Below are 2400 nucleotides of genomic sequence, written 5' to 3'. Positions count from 1 at the left end.
GGACCATGTAGTCGGGCAGCGCCTCGGCCAGCGCGCCGCGCAGCGCGTCGCGGTCCGGCTGGCCGACGACATAGGCCACCAGCCGCTTCTGGCCGGGGCGGTCCTCGCGGGCGATGACGGCGGCTTGGGGATGGCCGGCGCGGGCGATGGCGGCCTCGATCTCGGCGGGCTCGATGCGGAAGCCGCGGATCTTGAGCTGCTGGTCGGCGCGGCCGACGAACTCGACCTGCCCGTCCTCGCGCCACCGCGCCAGGTCGCCCGAGCGGTACATGCGCCGGCCGGGCGCGAAGGGATTGGCGAGGAAGCGTTCGGCCGTCAGGTCGGGCCGGTTCAGATAGCCCTGCGCCAGACCCGAGCCGGCGATGTAGAGCTCGCCAACAACGCCGATCGGGACAGGGTGGAGGGACGCGTCGAGGATCAGGAACTGCATGTTGGCGATCGGCTTGCCGATGACATTCTGCGCCCGCTCGCCCATCACCTGTGCCGAGGCACACCAGATCGCGGTTTCGGTCGGGCCATATTCGTTCCACAGATCCGCCGTCACGGTTTGCCGGTGGGCTGCAACCAGCGAGTCCGGGATGGCCTCGCCGCCCAGAACCACAAGCCGCAGGCTGCCCAGATCGGCCTCGCCTTCCGACAGCACGGCGCGCCACAGGCCGGGGCCGCTGATCCATTCGCGTATTCCGTGGCGCTCGATCAGCCGGGCGAGTTCGGCGGGCCGTTTCTCGGCCCCCGGTTCGGGCAGGACCAGGGCCGATCCGCTGGCCAGCGCCCCAAAGATCACCGCCAGCGAGGCATCGAAGGCCAGCGAGGGCAGCAGAACCGAAACCTCGGGGGCCGGATAACGCTCGGCTCGCGACAGGATCGCGTTGACGGCGGCGCCATGGGTCAGCAGCGCGCCCTTGGGCCGCCCGGTCGAACCCGAGGTATAGATCACATAGGCCGGGTCCGCCGCATCGGGATGGACCGGCGGGACGGATATGGGGGCTGGCACCTGGTCATCGGTCAGCAGATGGGGATGATCCGGGGCCAGCGCGGCCCCCTGCCGGTCGGTCAGGATCAGCGCGGGGTCGGCATCCTCCAGAACCGAGGCGATCCGGTCGCGCGGATAATCGGGATCCAGCGGCAGATAGACCGCTCCGGCGCGCATGATCGCCAGCAGGCCGGTGATCGCGGAGATGCCGCGAGGCAGCAGCATGGCGACGATCTGCCCGCGCTTGACCCCCGCCCCGGCCAGTCGCCGGGCCAGCGCGGCACTAGCGCGTTCCAGCCCGGCATAATCCAGCCGACCTTCGGCCGAGATCAGCGCGGTCGCGTCCGGCGCAAGACGCGCCGCCTCGCAGACCAGGTCGGGCAGGCTTTGATCCTTGCGGGGATGGTCGGCGCCGCGCAGGACCGACAGTGCCCCTTCGGCGGCAGCGGCCTCCATCAGGCCGATCTCGCCCAGCTTCCTGTCGGAAGGATCGGCCAGTCCGCGCAGGATGGTTTCCACGCTGTCCAGCACCTGACCGGCATCCCCGGCCCCGAACAGATCCCCGCGATAGCTGAGCGTCAGCCTGAGCCTCTTGCCCGGAACGGCGGCAAGACCCATCGGGTAATGGGTGGCATCGCCGCCATGCTGGCTGTGTCTTTCGACGGTCAGCGCCGCCTCCGCGGCATCGTCATCCGCAGGGCCGGCGGGATAGTTCTCGAACACGGTCAGCGTGTCGAACAACCTTTCATGTCCGGCGATCCGTTGCAGCGTGCTCAGCGGCACATGCTGATATTCGAGAATCGCGGACAGCCGGTCATGGGTGTGGCGCAGATAGTCCGGGACAGGCAGCGCCGGATCGGGCCGCAGGCGCAGCGGCAGGGTGTTGATGAACAGCCCCACCATGCGTTCGACACCCGGCAGATCGGCGGGGCGTCCCGAAACGGTGGTACCGAAGATCACGTCACGCTGGCCGCCGCGGCGCGACAGATAGAGCCCCCAGGCCGACTGGATCAGCGCGTTCAGCGTGATCCCTAGATCGCGGGCGCGGCTTTCCAGTTCTCTGGTCGCCGTCACGTCCAGTTGCCGCGACAGGGTCACGCTGGCGGATTGGCCGCTGGCGTCGGGGGCGATCAGGGTGGGGCCTTCCACCTCGCCCAGCTGATCGCGCCAGAAACCCTGCGCCTTGTCGTCGGGACGCGAAGCGGTCCAGCGGATGTAGTCGGCATAGGGCGTCACCCGCGGCAGCTCCGCATCCGGCGCGTCGTAGAGGGCGAACAGCTCATCCAGAAAGACGGGCAGCGACCATCCATCGATTGCGATATGGTGAGTTGTTATTGCGATTTTGTGTTTGTTTTTTGTTTCGGAGATGAGTGTTACGCGGATCGGGGGGTCGTTTCTCAGGTCGAACCGGGTGTTCTGGTCGGCTT

Annotated in this window: 1 protein-coding gene; it reads right to left on the bottom strand. The window is 68.3% G+C overall.

All coding sequences use genetic code 11. From position 1 onward, the window contains the following. Nucleotides 1-2341: non-ribosomal peptide synthetase (locus tag C9E82_RS23735; RefSeq protein ID WP_244936074.1), on the bottom strand; the 2341-nt coding region annotated here is incomplete at its 3' end. Nucleotides 2342-2400 lie beyond the last annotated feature (59 nt).

The organism is Paracoccus sigandri (genome assembly GCF_003709565.1).
In the GTDB taxonomy this organism is placed as follows: Bacteria; Pseudomonadota; Alphaproteobacteria; order Rhodobacterales; family Rhodobacteraceae; genus Paracoccus; species Paracoccus siganidrum.
This window is presented reverse-complemented; position numbering and strand designations above follow the sequence as displayed.